The sequence below is a fragment of the Allobosea sp. GW821-FHT10B12 genome, assembly GCF_059415545.1.
Map to the genome: position 1 here is coordinate 13692 of NZ_JBWKNL010000018.1, position 20686 is coordinate 34377.

Genomic DNA, 20686 nt, shown 5'->3' on the forward strand with positions numbered 1-20686 from the left:
CGAGGCGAAGCTTGCGCCCCCCAGCGCGCCGACGGATCGTCAGGCTCTGCGGGCCGAGCTCGACCGACGCACGGCCGGCCAGCGGCTGACCCCGGCACAGCGCCGGATCGCCCAGTGCATGATCGAGAACAGCGCCCAGCTCGGCTTCCTGTCGAGCATGGAGCTGGCGGAGCTCGCCAATGTCAGCCAGCCCTCGGTCACGCGCTTCGCGGTGGCGCTGGGCTTCGACGGTTATCTGGAGATGCGCCGCTTCCTGCGCTCAAATCCATCATCCGACGAGACGCAAGGCGAGGCCGAGGCGAACCGGTTTCAAGCCGCCGTCTTGGCCGAGGCCGTCAACCTCGCCGAACTCGCGCAATCCCTGTCCGATGCGGACCTGATCAAGCGTTTTGGCGAAGCGCTGGCGACGTCGCGGCCGCTGGCGGTGCTCGGCTTGCGCGCATCGGCGGGACTTGCCACCCAGTTCGCCTATTTTGCCGCGAAGGTGCATCCGGACGTGCGTCTCCTCGCTGGCGGCGGATCCGTGGTCGAGGACCAGATCGAGCAATGCTGGGCGGCCGGCGGGCGGACCTTGCTTGTCTTCATGATGCCGCTTTATCCGCGCGAGACGGTCCGGGCGATCGAGATAGCGCGCCAGGCGGGCATGCGGATCGCACTCGTGACGGATGCGAGCTTCAACGATCACGATCAGATCGCCGACCTGCTTCTCAAGGCACGTGTCGATAGCCGGCTTGTTTTCGATTCCTATGCGGCGGCGGCCACGCTCGTTCCGATCCTGCTCGACGCGATGTTTTCGAGCATGAGCGTCGAGGCGCGCAGGCGTCTTGACCAGATCGACCGCTCGTCGAAGCGGCGCAAGGTCTTCGCCAGCTAGCTTCGTTTCCGGACGCTGCCGAGACCGACTGTCCGGTCGACGATGACCAGCAGCACGATCGAGGCGAGGATCAGGATCGTCGACATCGCGGCGACGAACGGCTCGTACTCATATTGGAGATAGGCTCGCAGCTGGAGCGGCAGCGTCGTCCAGTCCTTGGAGGCGAGGAAGACCGACACCGTGTAGTTGTTCCATGACAGCACGAAGACGATGATCAGCGAGGGCATGATGCTGGCCTTGAGCAGCGGCAGCGTCACGCGCCAGAGCGCCTGGCGGGGCGTGGCGCCGACGCTGAGCGCGGCCTCCTCGAGCCGCATGTCGAACCCTTCCATCTGCGCCATCACATTGCGCACCGGATAGGGCAGGGTGACGACGACATGAGCGGCGAGCAGCGTCCAGACGTTGTTGACCAGCCCCATCATGAAGATGATCTGGAACAGCGCCAGCGCGACGATGACGGCCGGGATGAACAGCGGCGACATCAGCAGCGCCGAGATGAGGGCCTTGGCGGGTCCCTGATGCCGTTGCACGCCGATCGCCGCAAGCACGCCGAGGCCGGTGCTCAGCAACGCCGTCAGCGCACCCAGCAGCGCGCTCGCCCAGGCGGCGCGCAGGAAATCCGGCTTTTCGAGGATTACCCCGTACCATTTGAGCGAGAAGCCCTGCGGCGGGAACACCATCGCGACCGGGTTGAACGAGATCGCGATCAGCACCGCCAGCGGCGCGAGCAGGAAGGTGAAGAAGAAGATCGCGCCAGCGTACCACAGGCCCGTGCCGATGAGAGATCTCTGCATGGTCTTCTCCTCAGCCCGCCTGGATAACGGTTGCCTGCCGCCCCGCCGAGCGCACCGCCCATTGGTAGAGGGCAAGCATCGCCATTGTGACGACGAGCAGGACGACACCGATCGTCGCGGCGAAGGGCAGGTTGTTGGACACCGTTGCGGTCTCATAGGCCGCCACGCTCATGAAGCGCACCCGCCCGCCGCCGAGCAGGATCGGTACCACGAAGGATTCGACGTTGATGCCGAAGGCGAGCACGCTGCCGGCGAGGATGCCCGGCAGGCTGAGCGGCAACGTTATCCGGCGGAAGGCGGAGAGCGGCGTTGCGCCGACCGTCATCGCTGCATGTTCGAGTTCACGCGGAATCGACTGGAGCACGCCGTAGATCGCCATGACGACGAAGGGCACCGCGACCTGCACCATGCCTATTACCACCGCCGTCTCGTTGTAGAGCAGCGGCAGCGGACGGGCCGAGATGCCGAGCCCGACCAGGATCTGATTGACCAGCCCATTGCGGCCGAGGACGACCATCAGGCTCAGGGTCCGGACGACGAGATTGACCCAGAGCGGCAGCATCACCAGCATGATCATCCAGCTCTGCGCCGACGGCGAAGCCCTGACGATTACCAGCGCGCCGAGATAGCCGATCACGACCGAGAACAGGGTCGCGATCGCGGCGAGGCGGATGGTGCGGAGCAGGAGATCGTTCAGATAGTAGCTGTCGGTCAGGAAGCGCGCATAGTTCTGCAGCGTCACCTCGCCCAGCACTTCGCCGGTCGGCCCCGCCGTGAGGAGGCTGAGGATGACGACCCAGATCAGCGGCAGGATGAAGAACGCGCCGAGGATGGTGACGGCTGGCAGCGTCAGGAGGCCCGGCCGCTTCATGGCACGTCTCGCTGATCGCGCAGAATCCGCGCCGTGCAGTGGATGGCGACCGCGTCGCCCGGCTGGAGCTCCGGCATGTCGGGACGGCGCTTGACGCGCATCTGGCGCTCGCCGAGCGAGACGAGATAGTCGCTCGACTGGCCGAAGAACATCAGGCGCTTGACGACGCCGCGCGGCGCCTCGGTCGGCTGCTGGGGCTCTAGCTTTCGGAGCGTGATCCATTCGGGTCGGACGAAGGCCAGGCCGTCCTCACCCTCGACCCCGTCCTTGCCCTCGACCGGAACGGCACTTCCATCCGCGAGGCGCAAGCTGGAGGCGCCCCCGTCCCGCTCGAGGCGGCCACGGAAGAAGAAGGCCTCGCCGACGAAGCGGGCCACATACTCCGAGACCGGGCCGTTGTAGAGGGCATCGGGCGCATCGAGCTGCTCGATCGCTCCCTTGTTCATCACCACCACCCGGTCCGAGAGCGACAGCGCCTCCTCCTGGTCATGCGTGACGAAGACGGTGGTGAGGCCGAGCGTCTGCTGGAGCGATTTGAGCTCCACCTGCATGTCCTGCCTGAGGTTCTTGTCGAGCGCGCTCAAGGGCTCGTCGAGCAGGAGTACATCGGGCTTCAGGACGATGGCGCGGGCGAGCGCGACGCGCTGCTGCTGCCCACCCGACAATTGCGACGGCAGGCGATCGGCCAGACGGTCGAGCTGCACCATCCGGAGCGCCTCGACGACCCTGCCATGCAGTTCAGCCTTCGGCGTGTTGCGCAGCTCCAGCCCCATCGAGACGTTGCGGAAGACGGTCAGATGCGGCCAGAGCGCGAAGCTCTGAAAGACGAAACCGATCCTGCGCTTCCAGACCGGATCCCGGGTGACGTTCCGGCCGGCGATATGGATCTCGCCTCCGCTCGGCTCATCCAGCCCGGCGATGATGCGCAGCAATGTGCTCTTGCCGCAGCCGCTCGGTCCAAGGATCGAGAGGAACTCACCCTCGCGAACATCGAGGTCGACGCCCTTTAGCGCTGTGAAGGCGCCCCATGCCTTTGTGATGTTTCTTGCGTTGATCTGTCCCATCGGCCACCTATCCGAGCTCGAAATTGCCCGGCCGCGACGGCCGGGCGCGGCGTTCTCAGCGGGCGACCACCTGCTTTTCCCAACGCTCTTTCCAGGCGTCCAGCTTCGGCACAATCTTCTTCCAGTCGGCGATCAGCAGCGAACCCACCGCGTCCTCGCCATAGGGCACGTCGATGCCCGTTAGATCGAGGCCGGCGCGTGCCGGCGTGTAGCCGAGATCGGTCGCGTAAGTTTTTTGGCTTTGGGCGCCGAGCAGATGATTGACGAATTTCTGCGCGAGCTCGGTGTTGGGCCGCCCCTTCACGACATGGACGGTCGAGACGAGGCCGATTGCGCCCTCCTTGGGCACCGCGAACTTCAGCGCGATGCCCTGCTTGTTGGCCCAGTCGACGCGACCGCGCAGCCAGCGCGCTATCACGACCTCCTGGTTGCGGAACAGGTCGAGGAGCTGGGCGTGCTGGTTATAGAAGACGCTGATGTGCTTGCCGAGCTCCGCCAGCTTCCGGAAGCCCGGGTCGATATTGTCCTCGCTGCCGCCGTTGAGTTTCGCCATCAGGACGAGCAGCTCGACATTGGCGGCGTCGAAGCCAGTCGTGGTCACGGCGCCGTCGTATTTCTTGTCCCAGAGGTCGAGCCAGGAGGTCGGCGCCGGTATAACATCCTTCGGGTTGTAGGCGATGCCGTACTGGCCGAAATTGGTGATGACGCCGTAGTCCGAGAAGCGGGCCTTGGGGTAGAGCGCGGTAAGGTTGGTGACGATGCCCGGATCGAGCTTCTCGAAAGCGCCCTGCGCCTCGCCGCGATAGGCCCAGGCCATGTCCGCGTGAATGACGTCGACCTCGCGGGCCATGGCCTTGGCCAGGCCGTCGGCGCCGGAGGCGGGGATGAACGTGACCTTGGTGCCATTCGCCTTCTCGAACTCAGCGATGGTCTTCTTCAAGGCGTCCGTATAGGCGCCGCCGAAAGCAGCTACGACCAGTTCCCTGGTCTGGGCGTGCATGGGCAGGGTCCCAGCCAGCAGCATGACCACGGCCGCCAGAAAATTCTTCATCGTCGTTCCCCTTGTGGCCTGACGGCCTTAGAGGAAGAAATGTATGAAATTATGTACCAGAATGCAATATGAATTCTTTCATTCAGAAAAGCCGAGCCGGAGAATTTTAACGGCTTGGACTCGGCTCACCATATTTGCGAGCGTGAAATGCGCTCGCGTTCGCTGACGGAGCGATGACAGCGGCAAGATCGGCAGGCCACCGCATAGCCCGCACTCTCCCCGAGGCTGCTGAGGGGGGGCGAGGAATCGACTTCCAACCACATCCCGATCTTTAGGCGGCCATGCGCCAAGTCCGGACATTGAGTACTCGCCGAAAAGCAGACATTCACACCCTCAAGGCTATTGCATTCCTCTTGTGCCCAGTAGGAAATAGCCTCCCCTTAGCCAGTCTGTCGGTCGAGGCGAGAGTCGTGAAGTCGTCGCTGCTCAGCCAGCGATGTGGCGATGGCGGAAAGCCATGCTGTAAGCTCAATCATCATCGCCGTCCGGGACTGCGTCGCCCTCCGCATTGCCTCGGCGCCAATAGGCGACGGACAAGGTATGCTTCTTGTCGAGCTTCAGCACGTCTCGCCAATAGTGCCGGATTGCCTTGAATGCAGAATATTCGACACCGGCCATGGCATGGATCCGGGTTCCAACCGGCGGCATCTCGACGGCGTACACGGCATCGACGAGCAAGGAGGTCGTGCCCGGCTCGGCTCCGTTACGATGCAGCCATCGCAGTTCGATGTCGGCGTTGAACGCAATGGGCTGCTGCTCGCTTTCGTCCGCGACCTCGATGATGGCCGTTCCCCTTGCGCTCGCGGGGAGAGCTTCGAGAGTTCTCGCAATGGCAGGCAGCGCTGTTTCGTCGCCGACAAGCAAATACCAGTCGGCTGCCAGAGGGGGGCGCCCGACTGGCCCCCGCACACCGACGATATCGCCCGGCTGCGCGTTCAGCGACCAATGCGAGCCGATGCCGTGGTCGCCATGCAGCACGATATCGATGTCGATGGTGCCTGCCGTGATGTCCAGATTGCGCACCGTATACGTGCGCACGGTCGGCATCACTTCAGGCGGCAGCTCGACTGCAATGCCGTCTTCTCCCGGGACCGGCCACTCGGGCTTCGTAATGCCGGCCGGCGGGATGAACAGCTTGAGATGCAGGCCGCCCGTGACATAACGGTCGAGACCGGGACCGGAAAGCGTGAAGCGGCGCATATGTGGTGTGACGTCGACGATACGTTCGACCGTCATTTCGTGCAGGTTCGGAAACCTGTTTGTCCCAGCTCCCGCGCCTGTCCAGGAGAAGCGGGGCCGCACGCCTCTCACATACTCGACCAGATGGCCTGCCATGAACTGCTTTATGTAGGCCAGCCATGCCTCATCGATTGCCTGAACGGTCATCACCAGGCCGCCTGCGCAAGCCTGCATGGAGCCTAAGCCGAAAAAGAATGCGGCCGATGCGCCGCGCTCGACAGGTGTGACATCGGCGCCGTGCGCGATGAAATCGTCGAAGACGTCCTTGATGAGGCGGTCAGGGTCGTCGAGCAGAACCTCGGCTTGGGCCTGGAGCATCTGGCCGTTTCGACCAGGTTCAGCCTGCATGTCGAACCTCCTCGCGGGGCGCCGGGCCGTCGATGACGATATGCAGGCGGCCGCGCGAGCAGCGCTCGACGCGGGCCTCTACGCCGTAGACGGCGGACAGGATGGATGGGGACAACGCCTGTTCAGGCGCTCCTTCGGCGACCACACTGCCGCGGTCGAGCAGGACGAGGTGATCGGCCCAGGTGGCGGCGAGCGTCAGGTCGTGCAGCACCACGACCACGATACGGCCTTCGCGAGCCAGCTCGCGCACGATCGTCATGACGTCGAGCTGATGGCGAAGATCCAGCGCGCTTGTCGGTTCGTCGAGTAAGAGCAATCGCGGTGCGCGAACGATCGCCTGCGCAAGGCTGGCGAGCTGGCGCTGGCCTCCGGACAGGCGACCAATGCCTTCCATCGCCAGGTCGAGGATGCCGAGTCGTTCCAGCACGTCGACGGCGCGGCGGCGGGTCTCAGGCCCCCTGCCATCGAAATCGGCCAGCGGCGATGCCTTTAACGCGCCGATCACGCCTTCCAGAACGGTGAGCTCCGCATTCTGCGGCAGCGTCTGCGGCATGTAGGCGATATGCTGCGCCCGTGCGGCAAGGCCGAACGCGTTGAGATCGCGATCGCCCAGCCGGATCGAGCCTGTCGAAGGCACCAGCCCGGCAAGGCTGCGCAGCAGGGTCGACTTGCCGGCAGCGTTTGGGCCGGCCAACGCCGTCACCTTGCCGGGTTCGAGCGGCGAAAGACTTAGGCCTCGCAGCACCGGACGATTGCGGTAGCCTGCCGAAAGGTTCGAGATCGCGAGTGCGCGAGAACCGTTCATCACAGACGCTCCCGGCGGCGGAAGATCAGCGAGAAGAACACCGGCAGGCCAACAAGCGAGGTGACGATCCCGATCGGGACGATGACGCCCGGAGCGATGCTCTTGCTGGCGACATCGGCCAGCGACATGACCACCGCTCCCGTCAGCGCGCTCGCCGGCAGGAAGAAGCGGTGATCCTCGCCGATCAGAAGCCGCGCGATATGCGGGCCGACCAGGCCGATGAAGCCGATGGTGCCGACGAAGGCGACGGAGGTCGCTGCCAGCAGGCTGATGCGGAACAGCGAGAAGAAGCGCAGCCGCGTCACGTTCACGCCGAAGGAGCGGGCGCGATCCTCGCCAAGGCGCAACGCCGTCAGCTTCCACGACGCCCCTAGTGAGAACGGCACGGTCAAAACGGTGACGAGGCCGAGGATGGCGATGGATTCCCAGTTGGCGCGCGTCAGGCTGCCCATGCCCCAGAAGACGAGTTGTTGCAGGGCGTCCGCCGAGGCGACGAACTGGATCAGTGCCACCAGCGCGTTAAAGGTGAAGACCAGCGCGATGCCGAACATGACGAGACTGTCGACACCGGCGCCGCGCATTCCGGTCAGGCTCTGCAGGAGCAGCACGGACGCGAAGGCGAAGATGAAGGCGTTGCCGGTGACGATCCAGCTTTCCGGCACACCGGGAATGCCGATGCCGAGCACGATGGCGAGCGCCGCGCCCAGTGAAGCGGCGGACGAAACTCCGAGGGTGAACGGGCTCGCCAGCGGGTTGTTGAGGATGGTCTGCATTTCCGCGCCGGCGAGTGACAACGCCACGCCGACCAACACGGCCATGACCGCTGCTGGCATGCGAACGTCCCAGACGATCACCAGCGTGCTGCGGCTGGCCTCACCCGGCCAGAGGATCGTGCGAAGGGTATCCGCGACGCCAAGGCTTGATGGGCCCATGGCGAGGTCGACGAGGAAGGATGTGACCAGGACAGCGACAAGCCCAACGACAATGGCCACCCGCCGCAAGGTCTGTCGATCATAGGCGATAAGCACGGCTTCGCGGCGATCCGGAGCCGGACTGCCCTGATCGACGCTATCCTCCGTCACGGTCGTTGACCGCCCCGTCGATCGGAGGCGGGGTCGAGGCTCGTCCAGAACGGGCCTTTCAGCGGCGTTTTCAGGAAACGCCGGTTGATCTCATCGAGAGTCGCCTGCGGGTCCATATCCGCGAAGAGCTCGGGATGAGCCCATTTCGCAACCGCCTCGAAGGTCACAAAGTTCAGGGGCGATCTCATCAGATACTGGTCGAGCGCGTGGACACGGCCGTTGCGCGTCGCCGAAAGGTCCCGAAGACCCGGCTCCAGCGTCAGCGCCTTGAGCGCGGCCGCGCCCTGCGCCAGGCTGCGTGGCTGGCCGAACATCGAACGGGAGTCGACGAAGAGGTCCATGGCCACGAGGATGTCAGGGTCACGTTCGATGACATATTCGAGGCTGAGCTGAACGGGGGGGCCTTTTGTAACTCCGGCGATGTTCTCCACACCCAGCCCACCGAAATAGGCTGTGACGCCGTTGTCCGGCGATGCCTGGCAGCATGGCACGCCGGGGCCGCGCGACAACATGAGCAAGGTCGGCCGGGCAAGTCCGGATGTGGTGAGGCGATCGGTGATCGTGCGGACATGCCGCCGATAGAAGTCGACGAACTCAGCCGCCTTGTCGTCCGCGCCGAGGACCTTCCCGAGGATCTCGAAGCTGCGATCGGTATCCCTGACCGGATTGGAGTCGAAGTCGACATAGACGATGGGAATGCCCACCTTGGCGAAAGCGCTCTCCATGGCCTGTGAGTGAGCACGGGACGTTCCCCCGCCGATGACGATGTCCGGCTTCAGTTCGAGCGCCTTCTCGATCGAAAACGCCCTGGACCAGATAGTGCCGATGCGCGGTTTGCTGGACAGTTCCTGCTCGGCCTCAGGCAACGAGTCGCCCGGATTCCTGGCGACACCGACGATCCGATCCGCGGCCTCCCTGTCGAGGATCGCCAGGGCCGGATACCAGGACGGCGCTGTGAGGAGAATGCGCCGTGCCGGGGCCGCGATCGTCACCTCGCGGCCTTCGATATCGGTCACCGTTATCTCGGCTCTCGATACGGACATGCCGATCAGGAGCAGACCGGAGGAGAGGATGAGCCAGTGCCCCAGCGTTGTCAGGCAGCTCAAGCACTTCGCCTGGATCACCATGCGGATACCGTGATCTTGCCGTCGCGAACGGTGCATCCTCCCTCTCTCTTTCGTCAGAAATTGAAGGTCGTCGAGACGCGGAACGTGCGAGGTTCGCCGGCATACATGTAGTTGCCTTCAGCGGTCTTCCAGTAGCTCTTGTTGAAGATGTTCTCGACATTGAAGCGAAGGGTGACGGGTTTGGCATTCCACGGCGCGGCGAAAGTATAGCGCGCCCCGAGATCGACGGTCGTCCATGACGGTATGGTGATGCCCGGCAAGGCATTGTTGATGACCTGATCACTCGTGTAGGCGAGGCGGCCGGTCAGCGTCAGCCCGTCGATGAAAGGAGTATCCCATTCGCCACCGACGACCACCCGTACGCGAGGCGCCCCATGCGCTCTCTCTCCATCGAGCGCGCCTCTGGCAGTCTTGGTCTGGCGAGCATCGAGAAAGGTGACGCCACTGAGCAGGCGTACGCCAGGCATGAGTTCGCCGTAGGCATTCAACTCAAGACCACGATTCCGCTGCTCGCCGTTGAGCGCAAGAGTTGGTAGCCCGCCCGACGTGGAAGGGATATCGATCGTGCTCGGTCGAGCAATCTCGAAGACCGCCAGCGTCGTTGTGACCGTGCCCCAATCAATCTTGACCCCGGCTTCATATTGCTTGCTGACGTAGGGCGCGAATACCTCGCCGGCATTGGCGTAGTTCGACGGAACCGACGTGCCCGTCTCCAATCCCTCGATATAGCTCGCATAGATCGACACGTTTTGCCACGGCTTGATCACCAATCCAAAGGCCGGTGTCCAAGCATTGCTCTTGTAGGCTGATGCAAATCGATTGGTATTTCTATTGTAGTTCGTAGCATCAATTTTCTGGTAGCGAACCGCAGTCGTAAATTGAATTCGCTCATCAAGCACGGATAGAGTGTCTGCGAAGCCGACGCTGCTGGTCGTTACGTCACTGCGTCTGTTGAGCGGCCCGAAAGCGGATCGAACAGGCTCCACCCCGAAGACAGGACGATAGATCGAACCCGGGAACAGCTCTCCTTCGGTGAACGGGTTTTGGAAACGCTCGTATCGGCTCCGGGACAGGTTCAGATTGAGGTCGTGCTTGACAGGACCGGTCGTGACCTTTCCCCGGAGGCCGCCCTGCATCGACAGGACATCGGTTCTTCCATGTTCGGTCCAGGTTTCAACCCTGTAGAGTCCGGCCGAGTTCAGCAGAGTTGCCGCTCCCATGCCGCGCGACTTCAACTCGCTTCGCTGGGCACCGACTGCAGCATAGGCCATGATATCCTCGGTGATATCAATCTCGCCGCGTATCGTGCCGAGAGTGGCTTTGGCGGAGCTGTAGGCCCAATCCGGAAAGAGGCTGGTACCGGCATCGGGCGCCTTCACGGCGAGACCATTGGCAGCGGGTCGCAGGTAATTGGGGCCTGCCCCAGCGTCACGAGACATGTGCGCGATGTCGGCTGACAGACGAACGCGTTCGCCGCGATAATCAAGATTGAGCGCTGCCGCGCCATTCTGCGCGTTTTCCGGGCGGATAGGCGTGTCGCCGTTGTCGAGCGACCCGTTGAAGCGGAGACCCCATTCCTTGTTCGCGCCGTAACGCCGGCCGACATCGACATGCGCGCCGAGTTGCGATCTCGACAGAAAGCGTGTCGTCACCTGCGTCAGAGGCTCGTCGTCGGCGCGTTTGGTGACGAGATTGACCGTGCCTCCGACATTGCCGGAAGCGACTGCCATGCCGTTGATGAGCGCACTCGGTCCCTTGAAAATCTCGACGCGTTCGACGAAATCCATGGACGGTGAAAATGCTGGTGCCAAGCCGGGCAAACCATTCAGGCTCCGCCCCCCGGAAACGGCGAAATTTCGAAAACCTCGAAAGGAATCGTTTTCGTATTGATGCGCCGTTCCGCTTGCCGTCACGATGACGGATGGATCATTGTCCAGCACGTCCTGCACCGTCCGCGCCTGTTGGTTCTGGATTGTCTTGTTCGTGTAATTGGTCTGGCTGAACGGCGTGTTCATCACGTTGCGATTGCCGAGCATGCCGACCTGGCCGCCCGTCGCAACCTGGCCGCCGGCATAAGGAGCCATCGGTGTCATCGTCGAGTTAGGATTTTCTCCCTGCACGTTGATGGTGTCGAGCACCAGTGAGCCGTCGGCCGCGATGCCGGCAGAACCACGCGAAGCTCCGGCGCCGATGATCGTTACCGTGTTGGCGGAGGTAAAGCTGTAGCGCAGACCAGAGCTCGCTAGGAGCCGGCGAAGAGCTTCCTCGGTGGTCATCGTGCCCGAAACCGCCGGTGCCGTTGCCGGGGACGCGATCGACGTCTCGTAGGCGATCTGCACACCAGTCTGGCTGGCCAGCGAGCGCAAGGCCCCAGTCAGTGGCTGGCTTGGGATATTGAAGCTGTGCGTCCAGGCAGACTGCGCGACGGCCTGCTGAGGCGGAAGAATAACCGGAAGCGCACCGACCGAAAGTGCCGTGCTCATCAGCAAGGTGGCCAGCAGGCGCCGATTAGCAGCCATTGCGAGACCTGGCACAACTCTAACGTCGCTCATCGAACACAGCCCCACCTAGGAAACGGCCCACCGGCCACTTTCGAAGGGCGTGCGTCGTGTCTCGCTTCTTCCCCTCATAGCCTTGACGCGCGAGGTGGGATTTTGCCTAGAGACGGCCGGAGCGGATTCCCGGATAAATTTTCGAACGTCAGGTGATGACGATCATCACGCCCGGGATCCGACGCACCGTACGCCCCTGTGTGCGGGCAAGCGCCCTTACCGCATCAAGCGCTTCACTGGTCTTGAAAATAGCGCTGACCGGTAAGTTGGCGTCGACGCCCGGTCCGATGACGATGCTCTCCGGCAGATAACGGTTCAACTCGGTCATCGCACTGGCGAATGGCCTGCCCTCGAAGATGACTCGGCCGCTGCGCCACGCCATTGCCACTTCCATATCGGCAGCGGAGGCGACCTGCGGCATTCCCCCGGCGACATAGTTTGTATGCTCTCCGGCACGGAGTTCCACGCTGCCGGCATCGGCCTCGTCGAGCCCCATCGGATCCGCCCGCCCCGCGACGCGGACGCGCCCCTCAGTGACCGTCACCGTCGCCTCATCAGCGAGAGTCCGGACGGAGAAAATTGTGCCGAGCGCGTCGCTGTTGCCGCCAAGCGCCGCGACCCTGAACGGCGCGTTCAAGGCCGGCCGGGCTTGGAACTCGGCCTCGCCCTTAAGCAGCGACACGAGGCGAAGCCGCTGCGTGAAGTTCACCGCGATCGCGCTGTCGGTGTTCAGGTTTGCGACCGAGCCATCAGGCAGCGTGAAGGCGGCCTGCTCGCCGACCGTAGTGGCGAAATCGGCGCTCCACCACAGTCCTAGCCGGGGCATGGCGACCGCCGCGACCGCGGCAGTCGCGACAGCGCCGCCTCCGACCAGAAATGCGCGGCGCCCGATCCCCACCCGCCGAGTCGGCGAAGGCGGCCGGAACGGCGGCATCCCATCTGAGCTGTCATCGAGAAGCTGCAGCTGATGCCAGAACATCCGCTCGCGATCGAAAGCCCGCTTGTGTGCGGACGAGCTGTCACGCCAGAGCTTGAACCGCTGGATGTCCGCGTCACTGACATGGCCGGAGGTAAGCCGGACGATCCAATCGCGCGCATCGAGAGCGATCCTGCGATCGATATCAGGGGGGGTCTCGTGCTCGTCCATTCAGTCTGCTGAGCGAGGTTACCGCGCGAAGCGCCAGCTTCGACCGCTTCTACCTTATAGACGCGTGAGATGCCCGTTTGCCTAAAGAGATTTCGTGAAAAATCAGATGCCGAACTCGTCACGAACCGTCGCCAGACGCTCGACTGCCCGCCTGATATGGTAATAAACGGTCTCTTCACTGACCCCCAGCATCTCAGCGATGCGTCGATGCGGGATCTGCTCGATACGGTTCATCAGAAAGATCCCGCGCGTCCTCTCCGGCAGGCTGTCGAGCGTTTCGCGAACCGCCTTCAGGCCCTCGCGTGCGATCAGCAGCCGCTCCGGCGAGATCTCGTCCATCCCGCCCCACAGGACGCCGGACAGCTCGGCGTCGATCTCGGCGCGGCGGCGCTCCTTGCGGAGATGGCCGGATACGGTCGTATTCGCGACCTGGGTGACGAAGCCGCCGGGATTATCGATCACGCCGTCCAGCCGGGACGTTTCCAGCTTCAGCCAAGTGTCCTGAAGGAGGTCCTGCGCGGTCGCATGGCCGCCGGTTCGCGCCCACGCAACCCGTTCGAGCCGCGGCCGAAGCTTCACGAAAGTCGAAACAAGTCTTGCGAGCTTATGCTTGTCCACGCCAGCCAACGACACCAGGGAAGGATCGCCCGCGATGCGCACGGGCAAGCTGGTGTATACGGGCTTCGAAAATCCCTGCAAGTCCAGTTATTTAGAAGGATTCTATGTTTGCCCGCAGGTTCACGACGATCTATCTTATTAGTGCCTGATTTCATCGGAGGCTCGATCGCCAGCCGCATCCTCCTGCGGGCCGCGACGTTCCCAGAAGCTCATGCGTTTCCGCGACAATGTTGCGACCCAGCAACAATGTTGGCCTGCCCAGTCAGGCTGCAACATTCCGTAGCTTCTCGCCAAATAATTGCACCGAGGTCGTCGCCAATACCAAGACACGCTCACACGGGCCACAGATGTAAAAGGCGTAGTGCGCCAGAAGCTGACCTTGACGCGCCGCCCGCAAGCGGACCTCCGGGTCTGCCGCGATTGGCCAACAGCGGGGTCAAATTTCCGGGGGATTGATCAATCAAAAGGCGACTTTGTTCGCCCCCTTGAGCTGGAGCTGCTCGCGTGCCTCGCCCGGGGTTGCGATTTCGAGGCCCAGGCCCTCGACGATCTGCCGCGCCGCGTGTACCTGATCGGCGTTCGACTTCGCCAGCTTGCCGGGGCCGAGCCAGAGCGAATCCTCCAAGCCGACGCGCAAATTCCCGATCGAGGCCTATTCAGGCGGCCTGAGAAGCATCCGCGGCAATCGACCGGTTAGACTTGCGGCGATCTCGTCGAACGATGTCCCCTCGAAGCCGGCCGATCGTTGGAAAAGATGATCGGGCGGTCGCGATCCAGTTCCTTCCCATGCCAGCTCAAACATCTCCCTGACGAACTTTTGCTGTTCCGGCGGCAATTTGGGGAAAGTGGCCAACCAGACACTCGCATAGCGACGAAAACCTCGCTCCTCCCTCCGCATCAAGCTCGGGCTCAACAACCAGATTTTGCAGGATGCCCTTGGTAGCGATGCTCGCGGCATAGGCTTCGATCGCCGCCTCGCTGTGTGGGGTCTTGCGGGCGTTCCGGGGCGACTTCCTAAGCTTGTTGAGCGGAATGAAGACCTCTGTGCCGCTTGGGGTGACGTGCTCGATCTTGGCAGACATGGTCATTCTCCTATGGGTCAGGGTTGAAGCGCAGCGCTGCGCTGCAACCCTGCCCGTCGGCGAGACCGGGGGCGGCAAGGGCCAGGGCGGACGGGGTGGAGGGGGATCACCCGCCCGAAGGGCCGCGCCAACGGCGCGGGTCTGCACAAACGTGTTCCCGCTGTTGCGGCTTTGCGGATTGCAGGGAGTGCGGAAGACCGGGGAGACCACCCCGGCCGGCGGTGCGAAGCGCCGTGCACCCTGGAGCGCGCCAGGGGCGGAGCCCCTCAGAAAATGACGATGATGGGGGCATGTTCGGGGCGTGCTGGTTGTGCCGTCGCGTTCGGGATCGAACTGCCGGTGGGACTTGCCTGATGTTGTATGCTTGGGTTGGTGGCGAGAGCTGCGCGCCAGAGCCTGACAACGCGCTTTCGCTATGACGGGCATGCGGCGCCGCTCGCGGCCCATTGCTCGATGAGTCCGACGAATTCCGCCTGCGAGATCGGCGGCGTCGACCGCTGCTTGCCGGTCAGGTCGGGGCCGGGCTGCCAGGCCCAGGCGACGAGATGGTCGGTCCTCATATGCTCGATGAGTTTTCGAGGCGTCATGCCTCCCTTGGCCGGGTCGGTCAGCGCGCGGCAGATCTGGCCGATCGTCAGCCCCTCCCAAGCCATGCGCAGGGGCGGCAGATGCCAGGGCTCGACGCCCGGAACGCCGGAAAGGGAGTTTCCCTTCTGATGACAGCTGGAGCAGGGCAGGGCGGCCGTGCCAGCGTCGGAGCGGCCGCGCTTTACCTGCATGATATGCGGATGCCCATCGTCGCCCTGGCGCGGGAAGCTCTGCGCGGTATGGCAGTTCAGACAACGCGGATGCTGGAAGACCGGAGCGGCTTGGATGAAATAGGCCTGCGACGTCGCCCTGCGTCTCGCTCCCGGCAATACCTCCCATTGGGCGGGGCCGGCCAGGAAAGCCTCCGCGGCAAAGCCACCAGCAAGCACGGCGGCGGCAATGAAGGGGAAGGCTCCGCGGCCGCGCGCCACGGGCTCATTCCACCGGTTGGAGCGGCAATCGGCGCACGCGCTTGCCGGTCGCCGCGTGGATGGCGTTGACCAGGGCCGGCGCGGCCGGTGGCAGGCCAGTCTCGCCGATCCCGCCCCAGGCGCTGGTGAACCGGCCGAGGCTCGGCCGCAGATGGACCTCGATCTCGGGCATCTCGTTCATTCGCAGGAAGGTGTAGTCGTGGAAGTTGCGCTGCTGCACACGCCCGGCCTCCACCGTGATCCGGCCGGTGAGCGCCGCGGACAGGCCCTGCACGATGCCGCCCTCCATCTGGGCGACGACGATGTCGGGATTGACGATGAAGTTCGGGTCGACGACGCAGACGACGCGATGGACTCTCACCGCGCCGTCAGCGATCGAGATCTCGACGATCTGCGCGCACCAGGCATTGTCGCCCTCGACGATGGCGAGGCCTTGATGGCGCCCGGCAGGCGGGCGGCCCCACTCCGCCTTCGCGGCGCATTCGTTGAGGACGAGAAGGGCGCGCGGGTTGGCGGCAAGGAGCCGGCGCCGGAACTCCAGCGGGCCGAGGCCGGCGGCCTCAGCCATCTCATCGACGAAGGCTTCGCGAAAGAAGCCGTTCTGGGAGAGGTTGACGCCGCGCCAGAAGCCGACCGGGATCGCCGTGTCGCGCCGCGCGCAGGCAACCTGATAGGCCGGCACCTGATAGGGGAAATCGTCCTGCGCGAAGCCGTCCATCAGCGCGAAGTCAACGCCGTTGCGCAGCCAGCGCGGCGACAGGCTGGCGGCGATCGAGGAACCCGACAGGCGCACCTTCCAGCCGAGCAAGTGGCCGGACGCATCGAAGCCGGCTGTCTGCCTGGCGACGACCATGGGGCGGTAAAAGTCGTGCGCCATGTCCTCTTCGCGCGACCAGAGCATCTTGACCGGCTGGCCCACGGCTCTCGCGATCAAGACCGACATCCGCGCCCAGTCCTGCGCGAGGCCGCGACGGCCGAAGCCGCCGCCGAGATGCAGCTTGTGGACGAAGACCCGGGAGGGCTCGATCCCGAGCGTCGCCGCGACAACGGCCGTCGTGCCTTCGCCATTTTGGGTCGGCGCCCAGACATCGACGCGGTCCGGCCTGACATGGGCTGTGCAGGTCTGCGGCTCCATCGTCGCATGGGCAAGATGCGGCACCTCGAACTCCGCCTCGATCCGCCTGGCGGCACCGGCCAGAGCCGCATCGACATCGCCGATGTGGTGGCCGATCGCTGCATCTTTCGCATCGAGCCCGGCGCGGAAGAGATCGCGCATCGAGACGGTGCTCAGCGTGGCGCTCGGCGCCTCGTCCCATTCCACGGTCAGGGCGTCGAGGCCCTTCTTGGCCTGCCACCAGCTGCGTGCGACCACCGCGACGGCGTTGTCGCCGACCGGGACGACATGCGTGACGCCCGGCATCGCGAGGACGCTGTCGGCGCTGAACCGTACGAGCTTGCCGCCATAGGACGGGCAGGCGCTGACCGCGGCATGCAGCATCCCCTGCAGGCTCACGTCGGAGGCAAAGATTGGCTCGCCGAAGACTTTCGACGTGGCGTCGTGGCGCGGCACCGTCCTGCCGATCAGGCGCCACTCTCCCGGCGGCTTGAGCGACACGTCGCGCGGCACCGGCCTGCGGGCCGCCATCGCCGCAATCTCGCCGAAGCGCAGCGAGCGGCCGCTGCCGCGACGGCTGACCGTGCTGTCGCGGGCGGCGCACTCGCCGGCGGGCACGCCCCAGCGTTCCGCCGCCTCGGCGATCAACATCATGCGCGCCTGGGCTCCGGCACGTCGCAGGTATTCCTGGCTGTCGCGGATTGAGATGCTGGTCGAGGTGACCATGTTGCCGAAGGGCTTGCCGGTGGTGACGTTGCGGTTCGTGTCGGCATATTCGGCCCGGACCTTGCTCCAGTCGCATTCGAGCTCTTCGGCGACGAGCATCGGCAGCGCGGTGAAGATGCCCTGGCCCATGTCGCTGCGGGCGACGCGGATGATCGTGGTGTCATCGGGCTGGATCACCACCCAGGCGGCGATCTCGTGACCGGCCTCGGATGGGCCAACGGTCTGGGCGCGCGGCAAGTGCGAGCCGAGGACGAGGCCGCCGGCCATCGCGCTCGCGCCGAACAGGAAATCGCGCCGCGAAAGAGCCCGGCTCATCGCCGTGCTCCGTCGGCCGAACCGAAGGCCGCGAGCTTGATCGCCTGGCGCACGCGCTGATAGGTGCCGCAGCGGCAGAGATTGCCGGACATGGCCTCGTCAATGTCCTGATCCGTCGGCTTGGGAACGGCGGCGAGCAGCGCGGCTGCTTGCATGATCTGGCCGGACTGGCAGTAGCCGCACTGGGCGACATCGACCTCCAGCCACGCCTTCTGCAATGGATGCGCCCCGTTCGCGCCAAGGCCCTCGATCGTCGTGATGGCTTGCCCGTCGATCTCGCCGACAGGTGTGACGCAGGAGCGCTTCGCTTCGCCGTTCACATGCACGGTGCAGCAGCCGCAAAGCGCGGCACCGCAGCCGAAGCGCGTGCCGTACAGGTTAAGATGGTCGCGCAGGACCCAAAGAAGCGGTGTGTCCTGATCAACATCGATGTCACGTTTCGTGCCGTTCACGACCAGCATCACCATGCTGCGCCTCCATACGAGAGCGGGGAGGGCGGCCGCTGTAGATTGGCGCCACGTCTGCCGTCCGAACCCCATGCGCAAAGGAATAGCCTGTACCTGCCCCGGAATTTTGCCGAAGCTTGGCGCGATTGTATTCAATTGTCGCAAGCTCCGGCCCGTGATCTCACGCGGCCGTGGATGCCTCGTTCCGCGTCAGCTCGGCAGGGATGGGTGGCAGGTGGAGCACGGCCCGCAAGCCGCGCGGCAGGTTGCTCAGCACGATGTCGCCACCATGGGCGCGGGCGATGGTTCGGGCGATGGAAAGCCCGAGGCCGATGCCGCCGGTGCGCGCATTGCGCGATTCCTCGAGACGCACGAAGGGCAGGAACATGCGTTCGATCTCGCCTTCCGGAATGCCGGGGCCGTGGTCTTCGACCACGATGTCGACCCCGGCGGGCGAATGCGTGACCGAGACCTGCGCGCGCTCTCCATAGCGCAGCGCGTTCTCGATGAGGTTGCGGCTCGCACGCCGGAGGGCAGCGGGCCTGCAGCGGTAGGGGATCACGCCATTCTCGGTGAAATGGACGTCGCGGCCGAGGTCGGCGAGATCCGCGCAGATGCTCTCGATCAAGGCCGCGATGTCGACCGGCCTGGTCGGCTCGTCGACCGCCTCACCTTGCGTGAATTCAAGCGTGGCATCGGTGATGGCCTGCATCTCGTCGACCGTGTCGAGAAGGCGTTCTTTGGTCTCGCTGTCGGCAATGAACTCCGTGCGCAGGCGCAGCGTCGTGATCGGCGTGCGCAGGTCGTGCCCGATCGCGGCCAGCATGGCGGTTCTGTCCGTCACGAACCGGGTCAGGCGCTCCTGCATCTGGTTGAAGGCTACGGCCGTGCGCCGGATGTCATCCGGCCCTTCCTCCGGGACGTGGCCGTTCTGCTCGCCGCGCCCGAGCGATTCCGCAGCCGAGGTGAGCCGCCGCATCGGCCGGGCGATACGCCGGGCCATGACCACCGCGAGCACCGAGAGCATGATCGCCGTGATCGCGAGCGAAACCGTCGTCGGGGAGGTCCAGATGAACTTCTTGAACGGCTTGGCATAGGCGGCGTTGAGCCAGAGCCCGTCGGACAGCCTTGCGACCAGCCCGGCACCATAATTGTCGTCGAGCCGGACGATCTGCGCCGGCGTCGGCTTGTCCGAGGTGTCGAGCTCGATCGGCTGCCAGCGCGGCTCGTTTGCGCGGCCGGTGGATTGCAGTGCGGAGCTCTTCGTCGTCCCCCAGGCATTGTCGGCTCCGGAGCTTGCGCCCCATGGCCCATCCCGCGCCTCGGCAGTGGCGGGTCCGCCTTGCCGAAGCGGGCGGTGCAGCCGCTGCCAGGCATCGCGGCTCCAGGCGTCGAGATCGTCGGGAGGGGCGGCGCTGAGCCAGAAGCGGGAGTAATTTGTTCCCATCGCGCTCAGGAGCGCATCGCGATAGGCGCCTGGCGTGGTCTCGACGAGCTGGGCGGCGGTGGCCGAGCGCACCACGAACTCGTCGAGCGCGATCTCGCGCAGCTCGGTCACGCGCTGGTCGGTCGTGACCAGGAAGCCGATGCTTTGCGCGACGAGCATGATCGGCAGCATCAGCCAGATGATCTGCGCGGCGAGGCTCCTGGACCAGAATCGGCTCATGTCGCCTCGACCTCCGCGGTGAAGCAGTAGCCGCCACCCCAATGCGTCTTGATGAGTTCCGGGTTGCGGGGATCTGTCTCGATCTTCTTGCGCAGGCGGCTGATCTGATTGTCCACGCTTCTATCGAACACGTCGCTGACCCGTCCGACCGTGAGGTCGAGCAATTGATCGCGGGTGAGGACGATCTGGGGGTGGTCGAGAAGGACCGTCAGCAGGCGGTACTCCGCCGTGCTCAAGGGCGTTGCCAGGCCCGCCCGGTCGACGAGCTCGCGCTTGCTGACATCGAGGGTCCATGGGCCGAAGCGGCGGCGCCGGTTCTTCGGAGCCTGCTGCTTCGGCGGCATGCTGTTGGCGCGTCGCAGGACGGCCTTGACCCTGGCCAGAAGCTCGCGCGGGCTGAAGGGCTTCGTGACGTAGTCGTCGGCTCCCATCTCGAGGCCGACGATGCGGTCGGTCTCGGCCGAGACCGCCGTCAAGAGGATGATCGGGATGCCGGTGGTTTCGCGCAGGTAACGGCACAGCGAGAGGCCGTCCTCGCCGGGCATCATGATGTCGAGGACGACCAGATCCGGCGTGCTCTTCTGCAGCAGCTCGCGCAGTTCGCGGGCATCTTCCGCGGCGGTGACGCGATAGCCGTTCTCGCTCAGATAGCGGCTGAGCAGAGTCCGGATGTCCTTGTGATCGTCGACCACCGCGATATGCAGACGCGTTTCCATGTTTGAATCCAGGTCGCAAAAGCCCTCGGG

17 protein-coding genes and 3 pseudogenes are annotated in these 20686 nt (G+C 64.6%); 2 read left to right on the forward strand and 18 right to left on the reverse strand.

Annotated features, from left to right (window positions below; translation table 11 throughout):
- Nucleotides 1–118 precede the first annotated feature (118 nt).
- Both AC07O0_RS30005 and AC07O0_RS30010 read left to right on the forward strand, forming a co-directional pair.
- A pseudogene (locus AC07O0_RS30005) lies at nucleotides 119–205 on the forward strand (hypothetical protein); the annotation flags it as partial.
- Between the two features lie 6 nt (nucleotides 206–211).
- Nucleotides 212–874 (forward strand): MurR/RpiR family transcriptional regulator, encoded by a 663-nt coding sequence (locus tag AC07O0_RS30010; protein WP_494628514.1) that lies wholly within the window; start codon nucleotides 212–214, stop codon nucleotides 872–874.
- Here the strand turns inward: AC07O0_RS30010 and AC07O0_RS30015 are convergent.
- The 18 genes and pseudogenes from AC07O0_RS30015 to AC07O0_RS30100 form a co-directional block, all read right to left on the reverse strand.
- Nucleotides 871–1668, reverse strand: coding sequence for an ABC transporter permease (locus AC07O0_RS30015; protein ID WP_494628468.1), 798 nt, complete (start codon nucleotides 1666–1668; stop codon nucleotides 871–873). The two genes, AC07O0_RS30010 and AC07O0_RS30015, sit on opposite strands and share 4 nt — an antisense overlap.
- A gap of 10 nt (nucleotides 1669–1678) precedes the next feature.
- A complete protein-coding gene (locus AC07O0_RS30020; RefSeq protein ID WP_494628470.1) occupies nucleotides 1679–2539 on the reverse strand; it encodes an ABC transporter permease in 861 nt (286 codons plus the stop codon).
- On the reverse strand, nucleotides 2536–3603 hold the full coding sequence (locus tag AC07O0_RS30025; RefSeq protein WP_494628472.1) for an ABC transporter ATP-binding protein: 1068 nt from the start codon (nucleotides 3601–3603) through the stop codon (nucleotides 2536–2538). The genes AC07O0_RS30020 and AC07O0_RS30025 overlap by 4 nt, the downstream gene beginning before the upstream one ends.
- Nucleotides 3604–3658: 55 nt before the next feature.
- Complete coding sequence (locus tag AC07O0_RS30030) at nucleotides 3659–4654, reverse strand: ABC transporter substrate-binding protein (protein WP_494628474.1); 996 nt, start codon at nucleotides 4652–4654, stop codon at nucleotides 3659–3661.
- Between the two features lie 468 nt (nucleotides 4655–5122).
- Nucleotides 5123–6241 (reverse strand): DUF2218 domain-containing protein, encoded by a 1119-nt coding sequence (locus tag AC07O0_RS30035; RefSeq protein WP_494628476.1) that lies wholly within the window; start codon nucleotides 6239–6241, stop codon nucleotides 5123–5125.
- Nucleotides 6231–7046 carry an ABC transporter ATP-binding protein gene (locus AC07O0_RS30040; protein WP_494628478.1) on the reverse strand — a complete coding sequence of 272 codons (816 nt, stop codon included), beginning with the start codon at nucleotides 7044–7046 and terminating at the stop codon, nucleotides 6231–6233. Before AC07O0_RS30040 ends, AC07O0_RS30035 begins: the two co-directional genes overlap by 11 nt.
- Entirely contained in the window at nucleotides 7046–8128 is a 1083-nt protein-coding gene (locus AC07O0_RS30045) for a FecCD family ABC transporter permease (RefSeq protein WP_494628480.1), read from the reverse strand. Before AC07O0_RS30045 ends, AC07O0_RS30040 begins: the two co-directional genes overlap by 1 nt.
- Nucleotides 8125–9255, reverse strand: a complete 1131-nt coding sequence (locus tag AC07O0_RS30050) for an ABC transporter substrate-binding protein (protein ID WP_494628482.1) — start codon at nucleotides 9253–9255, stop codon at nucleotides 8125–8127. Before AC07O0_RS30050 ends, AC07O0_RS30045 begins: the two co-directional genes overlap by 4 nt.
- A 53-nt stretch (nucleotides 9256–9308) precedes the next feature.
- The gene (locus tag AC07O0_RS30055) at nucleotides 9309–11807 is read right to left on the reverse strand and encodes a TonB-dependent siderophore receptor (protein WP_494628484.1); all 2499 of its coding nucleotides are present in this window, start codon (nucleotides 11805–11807) and stop codon (nucleotides 9309–9311) included.
- A 148-nt stretch (nucleotides 11808–11955) separates the two neighbouring features.
- Nucleotides 11956–12954, reverse strand: a complete 999-nt coding sequence (locus AC07O0_RS30060) for a FecR family protein (RefSeq protein WP_494628486.1) — start codon at nucleotides 12952–12954, stop codon at nucleotides 11956–11958.
- 102 nt (nucleotides 12955–13056) lie between these two features.
- On the reverse strand, nucleotides 13057–13614 hold the full coding sequence (locus tag AC07O0_RS30065; protein WP_494628512.1) for an RNA polymerase sigma factor: 558 nt from the start codon (nucleotides 13612–13614) through the stop codon (nucleotides 13057–13059).
- A gap of 418 nt (nucleotides 13615–14032) precedes the next feature.
- Nucleotides 14033–14215: pseudogene (locus AC07O0_RS30070) on the reverse strand (3-keto-5-aminohexanoate cleavage protein); the annotation flags it as partial.
- 244 nt (nucleotides 14216–14459) lie between these two features.
- Nucleotides 14460–14654, reverse strand: a pseudogene (locus AC07O0_RS30075) (ParB N-terminal domain-containing protein); the annotation flags it as partial.
- Nucleotides 14655–15067: 413 nt separating this feature from the next.
- Nucleotides 15068–15673, reverse strand: coding sequence for an Isoquinoline 1-oxidoreductase subunit (locus AC07O0_RS30080; protein WP_494628488.1), 606 nt, complete (start codon nucleotides 15671–15673; stop codon nucleotides 15068–15070).
- A 4-nt stretch (nucleotides 15674–15677) separates the two neighbouring features.
- Entirely contained in the window at nucleotides 15678–17828 is a 2151-nt protein-coding gene (locus tag AC07O0_RS30085; RefSeq protein ID WP_494628490.1) for a xanthine dehydrogenase family protein molybdopterin-binding subunit, read from the reverse strand.
- Entirely contained in the window at nucleotides 17825–18295 is a 471-nt protein-coding gene (locus AC07O0_RS30090; protein WP_494628492.1) for a (2Fe-2S)-binding protein, read from the reverse strand. Before AC07O0_RS30090 ends, AC07O0_RS30085 begins: the two co-directional genes overlap by 4 nt.
- A 160-nt stretch (nucleotides 18296–18455) precedes the next feature.
- Entirely contained in the window at nucleotides 18456–19940 is a 1485-nt protein-coding gene (locus AC07O0_RS30095) for an ATP-binding protein (RefSeq protein WP_494628494.1), read from the reverse strand.
- A complete protein-coding gene (locus AC07O0_RS30100) occupies nucleotides 19937–20656 on the reverse strand; it encodes a response regulator (protein WP_494628496.1) in 720 nt (239 codons plus the stop codon). The genes AC07O0_RS30095 and AC07O0_RS30100 overlap by 4 nt, the downstream gene beginning before the upstream one ends.
- Between the last annotated feature and the right edge of the window lie 30 nt (nucleotides 20657–20686).

Coding starts and splice junctions, on each gene's coding strand:
- AC07O0_RS30020 (WP_494628470.1), bottom strand. CDS start 2,539: ATGAAGCGGCCGGGCCTCCTGACGCTGCCAGCCGTCACCATCCTCGGC.
- AC07O0_RS30015 (WP_494628468.1), bottom strand. CDS start 1,668: ATGCAGAGATCTCTCATCGGCACGGGCCTGTGGTACGCTGGCGCGATC.
- AC07O0_RS30035 (WP_494628476.1), bottom strand. CDS start 6,241: ATGCAGGCTGAACCTGGTCGAAACGGCCAGATGCTCCAGGCCCAAGCC.
- AC07O0_RS30090 (WP_494628492.1), bottom strand. CDS start 18,295: ATGGTGATGCTGGTCGTGAACGGCACGAAACGTGACATCGATGTTGAT.
- AC07O0_RS30055 (WP_494628484.1), bottom strand. CDS start 11,807: ATGAGCGACGTTAGAGTTGTGCCAGGTCTCGCAATGGCTGCTAATCGG.
- AC07O0_RS30025 (WP_494628472.1), bottom strand. CDS start 3,603: ATGGGACAGATCAACGCAAGAAACATCACAAAGGCATGGGGCGCCTTC.
- AC07O0_RS30095 (WP_494628494.1), bottom strand. CDS start 19,940: ATGAGCCGATTCTGGTCCAGGAGCCTCGCCGCGCAGATCATCTGGCTG.
- AC07O0_RS30085 (WP_494628490.1), bottom strand. CDS start 17,828: ATGAGCCGGGCTCTTTCGCGGCGCGATTTCCTGTTCGGCGCGAGCGCG.
- AC07O0_RS30100 (WP_494628496.1), bottom strand. CDS start 20,656: ATGGAAACGCGTCTGCATATCGCGGTGGTCGACGATCACAAGGACATC.
- AC07O0_RS30060 (WP_494628486.1), bottom strand. CDS start 12,954: ATGGACGAGCACGAGACCCCCCCTGATATCGATCGCAGGATCGCTCTC.
- AC07O0_RS30030 (WP_494628474.1), bottom strand. CDS start 4,654: ATGAAGAATTTTCTGGCGGCCGTGGTCATGCTGCTGGCTGGGACCCTG.
- AC07O0_RS30050 (WP_494628482.1), bottom strand. CDS start 9,255: ATGGTGATCCAGGCGAAGTGCTTGAGCTGCCTGACAACGCTGGGGCAC.
- AC07O0_RS30040 (WP_494628478.1), bottom strand. CDS start 7,046: ATGAACGGTTCTCGCGCACTCGCGATCTCGAACCTTTCGGCAGGCTAC.